This window comes from Methylocella sp., from assembly GCF_041905455.1.
GTDB lineage: Bacteria > Pseudomonadota > Alphaproteobacteria > Rhizobiales > Beijerinckiaceae > Methylocapsa.
This window is the reverse complement of the sequence record NZ_JAYRLA010000001.1, coordinates 457,642-465,018: the sequence shown is the minus strand read 5'-3', so window position 1 is coordinate 465,018 and position 7,377 is coordinate 457,642. Positions and strand designations below refer to the sequence as shown.

7 protein-coding genes and 2 pseudogenes are annotated in these 7,377 nt (G+C 65.5%); 6 read left to right on the top strand and 3 right to left on the bottom strand.

Features of this window, described 5'->3' with window-relative positions; genetic code table 11:
* The first annotated feature begins 340 nt into the window (after nt 1-340).
* The 5 genes and pseudogenes from ACE3OG_RS02180 (at nt 341) to ACE3OG_RS02160 (ending at nt 4,630) form a co-directional block, all read left to right on the top strand.
* Nucleotides 341-2,830, top strand: a complete 2,490-nt coding sequence (locus tag ACE3OG_RS02180; protein ID WP_374305627.1) for a TonB-dependent receptor — start codon at nt 341-343, stop codon at nt 2,828-2,830.
* Nucleotides 2,831-2,981: 151 nt separating this feature from the next.
* Nucleotides 2,982-3,650, top strand: coding sequence for a hypothetical protein (locus tag ACE3OG_RS02175; protein WP_374305625.1), 669 nt, complete (start codon nt 2,982-2,984; stop codon nt 3,648-3,650).
* Nucleotides 3,626-4,015 carry an ATP-binding protein gene (locus ACE3OG_RS02170; RefSeq protein WP_374305623.1) on the top strand — a complete coding sequence of 130 codons (390 nt, stop codon included), beginning with the start codon at nt 3,626-3,628 and terminating at the stop codon, nt 4,013-4,015. The genes ACE3OG_RS02175 and ACE3OG_RS02170 overlap by 25 nt, the downstream gene beginning before the upstream one ends.
* Nucleotides 4,012-4,170 (top strand): annotated as a pseudogene (locus ACE3OG_RS02165) (DNA-binding response regulator); the annotation flags it as partial. The gene ACE3OG_RS02170 and the pseudogene ACE3OG_RS02165, both read left to right, overlap by 4 nt.
* A 67-nt stretch (nt 4,171-4,237) precedes the next feature.
* Entirely contained in the window at nt 4,238-4,630 is a 393-nt protein-coding gene (locus tag ACE3OG_RS02160; protein WP_374305621.1) for a LuxR C-terminal-related transcriptional regulator, read from the top strand.
* Between the two features lie 12 nt (nt 4,631-4,642).
* Here ACE3OG_RS02160 and ACE3OG_RS02155 read toward each other — a convergent pair.
* The 3 genes and pseudogenes from ACE3OG_RS02155 to ACE3OG_RS02145 all read right to left on the bottom strand — a co-directional run bounded on the left by ACE3OG_RS02155 (nt 4,643) and on the right by ACE3OG_RS02145 (nt 7,068).
* Nucleotides 4,643-5,572 (bottom strand): annotated as a pseudogene (locus ACE3OG_RS02155) (PQQ-dependent catabolism-associated beta-propeller protein).
* A gap of 22 nt (nt 5,573-5,594) precedes the next feature.
* Nucleotides 5,595-6,824, bottom strand: a complete 1,230-nt coding sequence (locus ACE3OG_RS02150; protein WP_374305619.1) for an ABC transporter substrate-binding protein — start codon at nt 6,822-6,824, stop codon at nt 5,595-5,597.
* 4 nt (nt 6,825-6,828) lie between these two features.
* Nucleotides 6,829-7,068 carry a cytochrome c gene (locus ACE3OG_RS02145; protein ID WP_374305617.1) on the bottom strand — a complete coding sequence of 80 codons (240 nt, stop codon included), beginning with the start codon at nt 7,066-7,068 and terminating at the stop codon, nt 6,829-6,831.
* A gap of 23 nt (nt 7,069-7,091) precedes the next feature.
* Here ACE3OG_RS02145 and ACE3OG_RS02140 point away from each other — a divergent pair, with 23 nt between their 5' ends.
* Nucleotides 7,092-7,283, top strand: a complete 192-nt coding sequence (locus tag ACE3OG_RS02140; RefSeq protein ID WP_374305615.1) for a hypothetical protein — start codon at nt 7,092-7,094, stop codon at nt 7,281-7,283.
* Nucleotides 7,284-7,377 lie beyond the last annotated feature (94 nt).

The following is a 7,377-nucleotide window of genomic DNA, read 5'->3' as shown; positions in this document are numbered from 1 at the left end:
GGCGAGCCCGGTCAGGAGGGAATAGAGGTGCGATTTCCGCCCAGAGGGCGTCGGGCAGCAGCTTCTTGGCCATCCCTCACGGTCAACCAAACATGGTTAACAAAGGGTTTTGTTAGGGCCTCTTAACCCACGTCAGGATAAATTCCTATTTCAAATAGGAATTTTCTCATATCCGCTATGGTCTATTTCGTATTCCACTATAAGATCGTGATAATTAGGCAACATCCTGTCTAATGCGTCTCTTCATGTCGCCGAAACGCTTGGCGTCAGCTGACCCCATGCCTAACCTCCCCGAAAATCCAGAATGGCGCGCGACGCACGCACGCGAGGAGGCTTCGCCATGCGCAAGAAATCCGAACTTACTCTCACTCTGATGATGGCCGCCTCGTTCGGAACGCTCGCGCTCGCAAGCGCGCTTGCGCAATCCGCCGCGCCCGCGCCGCCGCCCGCCGACGCCAGCGCGGCGGCGGCCATCGCTCCAGTCGCCCTGCCCGAGGTCGACGTCGTTTCGCCGACCCCCGTGCCGGGCGCGGTCGGCGTCGACCGCAACACGCAGCCGGCGTTCATCTCCACCGTGACGGGACAACAGTTCACGGAAAAGAAATCGCCCGCCGTGACTGACGCGCTCACCGCGCACGTCCCCGCGGCGATCGGCATAAATGTCGATGGAACCGACCTTTCGCCGGACTTTTTCTACCGCGGCTTCGACGCGTCGCGCATCTCCGGCACCGCGCAGGGCCTCGCGATCTACCAGAACGGCGTCCGCATCAACGAGGCGTTCGGCGACTCCGTCAATCTCGACCTCATTCCGCCGATCGCCATCGACCGAGCCGACGTCTACACCAACAACCCGATCTTCGGCCTCAACGCGCTCGGCGGCGCGGTCAACTTCACGATGAAGAACGGCTTCACCTATCAGGGCGGCGAAGCCTCCGTGATGGGCGGATCGTACGGGCGCGCCTACGGCACGCTGGAATATGGCAAGCAGTTCGGCGATTACGCCGTCTACTTCGCGACCGACGCGCTGAGCGACGGCGGCTACCGGCCGTTCGGAGCGCAGAACCTTCAGCGCGCCTATCTCGACCTCGGCTACCGCACCCAGGACGCCGAGCTTCACGCGATCGGCTCATTCGCCCGCACATGGCTCGGCGTGCAGGGCGTGACGCCCATGGTGCTCGTCGACCAGCAATATAATTCGGTGTTCACGACGCCGCAGACGACCAACAACCAGGCAGGCCTCGCACAGCTCACCGGCCTCTTTGACCTCGGCGCGAAATGGTCGCTCGCCAGCAATTTCTACTTCCGTCAGTTCGATCAGTACCACGTCGACGGCAACGACGCCGACGTCACCGACTGCGACGAGATCGGCGGAACGCCCGGCACGGCGTGCCTCGACACCGACGGCTTCACCGGCAAGCACAAGCCGAACGATTTCCAGTTCACCAACCATGGCCAGCCGATCCCGTTCATGACCGGCGTCGGCATCGACGGAAATTTCCCCTACGGCACGACGGCCTTCACGGCGACGCATACGTCGACCTTCGGCACGCAGCAGCAGCTGACGAACAAGGAGAAAGTGTTCGACCTCGACAATTATTTCGTCGTCGGCGGCAGCGTCGACCAGAGCTATACGCATTTCTCGTCCTACACGAAGCTCGGGCAGCTCAATTCCGACTTCCAGAACATCTTCACCGGCTTCCCCGGCTCCGGAGCCATCCTCGAGACGCAGGGCGACGTCGGTTTCGCGCCGGTCTGGGTCCACGCCCAGGCCACCTATTTCGGCGTCTTCGCGCTCGACACGGTCAACGTCACCAAGGAGCTCGCGCTCACCGCCGGCGCGCGCTTCAACGTGGCCAACATCGCCCTGATGGACGCGAGCGGCCAGCAACCCGAAAACAACACGAATAATTCCTATAACCGAATCAACCCGGTCGTCGGCTTCACCTACACCGTGTCGCCGGCGCTGACCTTCTACGGCGGATACTCCGAAGCGAACCGCGCGCCGACGCCGCTCGAAAGCCAGTGCTCCAATCCGAACCTGCCCTGCGTGCTCGAGACGGCGCTGGTGTCCGATCCTCCGCTGCAGCAGGTCGTGTCGCACACATGGGAAGGCGGCGTGCGCGGCGCGCTCGCGATTCCCGGCGGCGACTACGGAACGCTTTCCTACAACGCTGGCGTCTTCCACATCGTCAACAAGAACGACATCGTCAACGAGGCGAGCCCCATTTCGGGCCAGGGCTATTTCGCCAACGTTCCTTCGACGTTGCGGCAGGGCGTCGAGCTCGCCCTGCGGTACGACTACGGCCCCGTGAGCGTTTACGCCAATTACGCCCATATCAACGCGACCTATCAGTTCGACGCGACCATCTCCTCGCCGAACAACCCTTACGCCAACGACGACGGAAACATCTTCGTCCACCCCGGAAACCATATTCCCGGCATTCCCAGCAATCTCGCGAAGTTCGGCGTCACCTACGCCGTCACACCGCAGATCAAGCTGACGGCGGAAGCCGTTCTAGTAGGCGCCCAATACTACGTCGGCGACGACTCCAACCAGAATCCACGCCTGCCGTCCTACTATTACGTCAACCTGAGGGGCACCTACGACGTCACCGACCAGATTCAGCTGTTCGGCCTGATCAACAACGTGACCAATAATCATTATGCGACTTACGGCGCCTTCTACGGCACGGACACGACGGGCGGCTACGTCAATCAGACGCTGTTCAACAACAACCCCGACAACGGGCTGGTGAAGGTCGGCGACGCGAGGGCGGTCACGGTGGCGCAACCGATCTCGGTTTACGCCGGGTTCAAGGTGAGGTTCTGAGAGCCGCCGGCGTCGACGCGCCTTTTGAATAATTCCGTCGACGCCAGGAATAACTCCCAAGCCGCGAACTTCCATTCGCGGCTTTACTCTCTCGTGGCCGCGCATATAGTCTTGAAGCCTTGCAGCAACTCGAGCCTAGGCGGTTCGCGTCGTGTCGATACACGCCCGCTTCGCGCTTTCGGTCTCGCTTGTGCTTCTCGTCAGCCTTCTCGTCGGCGCGGCGCTCACCTACGAGCATGTCATCGACAAGGTGCGCACCGAGATACAGGCGGCCCTTTTGGTTGGCGCGCATACGGCGGCGAACGCGACCGACGACCGGGAGGAATCGATCAATCCGGAGAGCCGGCTCCGACTGGTGGTCAACGACTTCAACGGCGACCGGCATCTTCGGGCGATCCTGTCCGCGCCTGACGGGACCATCCTCGAGCAGTCCACGCTAAGCGCGCCCGACGACCCGGCGCCGGACTGGTTCTATCGCCTCGTCGCGGCGGCATCGCCCGCCCGCATGACGCTCGACCTTCCTGCACCCTTCCGTCCGGTCGGCGTGCTCGAGCTTGAGGCCGACCCGCACAACAAGGTCGCGGAGGCCTGGGGCGACCTTCGTCTCACCCTGACGATCATGGCCGTCTTCTTCGGCATGGTGCTCGCCCTCGTATTCGTCACGGTGAGCGGCGCGCTGCGTCCGCTTCGCGACGTGTGCCGCGCGCTCTCGGGATCGGCGAGGGCGAATATGAGACACGCATCGCGCCGATGGCGCGCCCCGAGCTTGAGCCGCTGCGCCAGGGCTTCAACCAGATGGCGGCGCGCCTCGAGGAGATGAGCGCGCAAAACCGCCTGCTCCACGAGCACGCCCTCACGCTGCAGGAGGAGGAGCGCGCCGACGCGCCGCCGCTCGACGCCGTCGTCTTCCGCATCGTTCAGGAGAGCCTGAGCAACGCCGTCCGGCACGCCAATCCGCGGGTCGTCGACGTCAGCGTCGAGATCGCCGGCGGCGACGGGGCCGGCTTCGATCCAGCGCGCAAGCGCAACGGCTTCGGCCTCGCCGGCATGAGGGAGCGAGTCCGCTCAGCCGGCGGCGTGATGAGCGCCGACAGCCGCGCCGGCGGAGGCGCGCGCGTCGCCGCGACGCTTCCGATTCGTCCAGACGAGCCGACCGCGCGCGGCATGGCGGGCGTCCTGACATGAAGCTGCTGCTCGTCGACGACCACAGCGTGGTGCGCGCCGGCATCCGCCGCCTCCTGTCGGTCCTCATGAACGCGGAGGCGATCCTTGAGGCCGGCTCCACGCATAAGGCGCTCTCGATCTTTCGCGTGGAGCGGCCGGACGTGGTCGTGCTCGACCTCAACCTTCCGGGCGCCGGCGGCCTCGACCTGCTGAAGCGCCTGCTGATCGAAGATCCCCGCGCGCGTGCTGATCTTCTCGATGCACACCAGCGCCCTCTACGTCACGCGCGCGCTCCAGTGCGGCGTGAAAGGCTACATCAGCAAGAGCGCGGGCGCCGAGGAGTTCGTCGAAGCCGTCCGCCAGGTGGCGGCCGGGGGCCGGTACGTCGAGCGCGACCTCGCCGTCGATCTCGCCTTCAACGTCGCCGGATCGGACGAGCCGGGCGCCGCGCTCTCCACGCGCGAGCTCGATATCATGCGGCTGCTCGCCAAGGGAGAGAACCTCTCGGCCATCACCGAGCGGCTTGGCGTTTCCTACAAGACGATCGCCAACAGCTGCACCACGATCAAGCACAAGCTGCTCGTCCAGCGCACCAGCGACCTCATCCGCATCACCGTCGAGATGCACGCGAGCTGACGCGTCGCCCTGTCAGGGCCTGAACGCGAGACCCCACGGCAGACGTCCGACGGGCGCCGAGCGCGTCACCTTGAGGGATGGGACGTCGATGACCGAAAGGGCGTTGGTCAGCCCGTTCGCCGCGTAGAGCGTCTTGCCGTCCGAGTTGAGGGCGAGCTGCCAGACGCGGTCCCCGACGAGCAGATATTGACCACCTTGCGGCTCGCGACGTCGATGACAGCGACCCGGTTGGCGCGCCGAGCGCCACGAACGCCAGCTTGCCGTCGAGGCTGAACTTGAGGCCGACCGGCGAAATAAGCTCCTTACGCACGCCGGGCAGCTCGAACTCGATCTTTCCTGTGACGGCGCGGGTCGCGGCGTCGATGATCGCGACCGTCCCGCCAACCTCCGACGTCACCCACACCTGCGCGCCGTCAGGCGAATATTCCGCGATGCGCGGACGTGTGTCGACGAGGACGTTGGCGACCATCTTCTTCGAGAGCACATCGATGAAATGCGCCAATTCGTCGATTCGGAGACGTCGACGACCGTCTTGCCGTCGGCGCTCACCGCGAGGCCCTCGGGCTCGATGCCGACCGGCACGCGGGCGATCGTTTCGCCGTCGGCGCGCCGGAGCATCGTCACCATGGAGTCGTCCTCGTTCGAGACGTAGCTGACGCTCCCGTCCGGCGACAGCGCCAGCGTCTCCGGGTCGGAGCCAGCATCGAGCGCACCGACCACCTCGAGCTTCTCGGCGTTGATGACGGAGATCGTGCCGTCGTCGCCGTTGCACACCAGCACGTCGCGATGGTCGAGCGTCAGGACGATGCCGCGCGGGCGCACGCCGACCGGAATGGTCTTGACCACCGCGAGCGAGACGCTGTCGAGCACGGTCACGGTGTTGTCGCGCTCGTTCGAGACGAAGATCTGTCCGGCGCCGGCGCCGGCCGGGGAGAAGAGAATGACGGCGAGCGCGCCGGCGCCGCTAGCGCGTGAATCGACATTTGGTTTCAGGCTCGTCGTAGCCGAGGGTGTCGGTCAGAAATTTCGGATGGAGGAATCCCTCCTGCGGCGACATGGAGACGACCATCAGCGCCGAGGCGAGCAGCAGGGGCTGGCGCAACTGCTGATCCCATTTGCGGAACGTCAGCGGCTGGCCCTTGAAGCCGGCTACTCCGAACTCGTCGCCGCGAAGGAAGTCGCCGAGATCCTTGACGTCCGTCTTGCCGGACCTCAGCGCCGCTTCGCCGATCGCGCGCACGGCGAGCCAGCCGGCGTAGTCGCGCTCGGTCATGGGCCGGCGCGCGACGCGCAGAAACCGGCGCTGCATCTGCAGCGCGGAATATTCCTGGAACGCGGGATGCCAGGCGAGCGGAACGAGGCCCTGCGTTCCGACGACGAGGCGCGATTCGAACGTGTTGTATGGCAGATAGTCGCCAAAGAGATCCGCCGCGTCGGCGACGACGACGACGTCATGGGCGGGCGCGCCCGCCGTGGCGAGCGGCATCTGCGCGGCGATCTGCTGGTAGCCCGTGTCGACGCGCCGCGACCCGACGTCGTAAGCGTAGCGGCGATCCTCGACGACCTTGCCGCCGAACCGCGCGGCGGAAAGATGAATGTCGTCGGCGAAGGCCGCGTCGGCCTCGCCCGGGCCGCGCAACACCAGCCAACGCCGCCAGTTCTTGGCGACGAGGAATTGCGCCAGCGCGTCGGCGCGCATCGCCGTGTTGGGGGGGATGTGGAAGGTGTTGCGCGCGCAGCGCTCGCGTCGCAGCGCGTCGTCGCTGGTGCGCATGTCGAGAATGACGGCGTCCTGCGCCTGCGGCGCGGCGGCGACGAGGTCGGACGCCTCAAGGTTTGCGACGACGAGCTTGTATTTGGACAGCAGCGGCGCCGCCTGCCCGGCGACATTGGCTCCCGGCTTGACGCGCGCGAACTCCATACTGAATTCCCGCCCGACGAACTTGCCGGTCAGGTTGATTTCATCGAGCGCGATGCGCACGCCCGCTTCTCCCACGTCGGCGGCCTCCGACTGCATGAGGGAGAGAAACTGAGCCTTCGGATAGGCGCCGGCGAGGTAGAGAACGCTTATCGGCGCGGACGCAGCCGACGCCGCGCTCTCGTCCGCCTCGGCGCGGGAGGCGTGCGGAGCATGGACGAGGAGCGCCCAGAGCAGCGCCGCCAGAGCCGAAACACCTCGCGCGCGGCGACGCATGCGTTCACCAATTGACCCGGCTCGGCGACCCCCGATAGAGGGTGCGGACATAGGCGAGCAGCTCGAACAGCTCCTCGTCGCTCTTGATCAGCTCGCCGAACGGCGGCATCGGCCCGACGATATTCTCCATGCCGATGCGAATGAAGCTCTTTTTCTGCAGGCCGTCGGAGTCGAGCGTGATCAGCCGGAACAGCGTGTCGTCGTCGCTGCCGTAGACCCAGATGTCGTTGGAAATCGGCGGCACATGCCGCCGCCACCGGAGCCGCCGTGGCAGCCTGGGCAGCCCTTGCCCTGGAACACCGCCTTGCCCGCCTCGATCTTGTCGGCTTCGCCGGTGAACGAATTGTTGATCGTCGCGAGCGGCGCGGCCGCCTCGACCTCGATCGGCGATTTTCCGTCACCGGCGATTTCGGAAGCAGCGCGGAGGGACTCTTGGCCGGGTCCGAAAGGGACGGCTGACGCTGGTTCGCCGGCCCGGCGGGATCGGCTTCGACGCCGCCGCAGACGGCCAGCAGGGCTGCGGCCAAAATCAGCATCCTCGTCTTCATCTTCA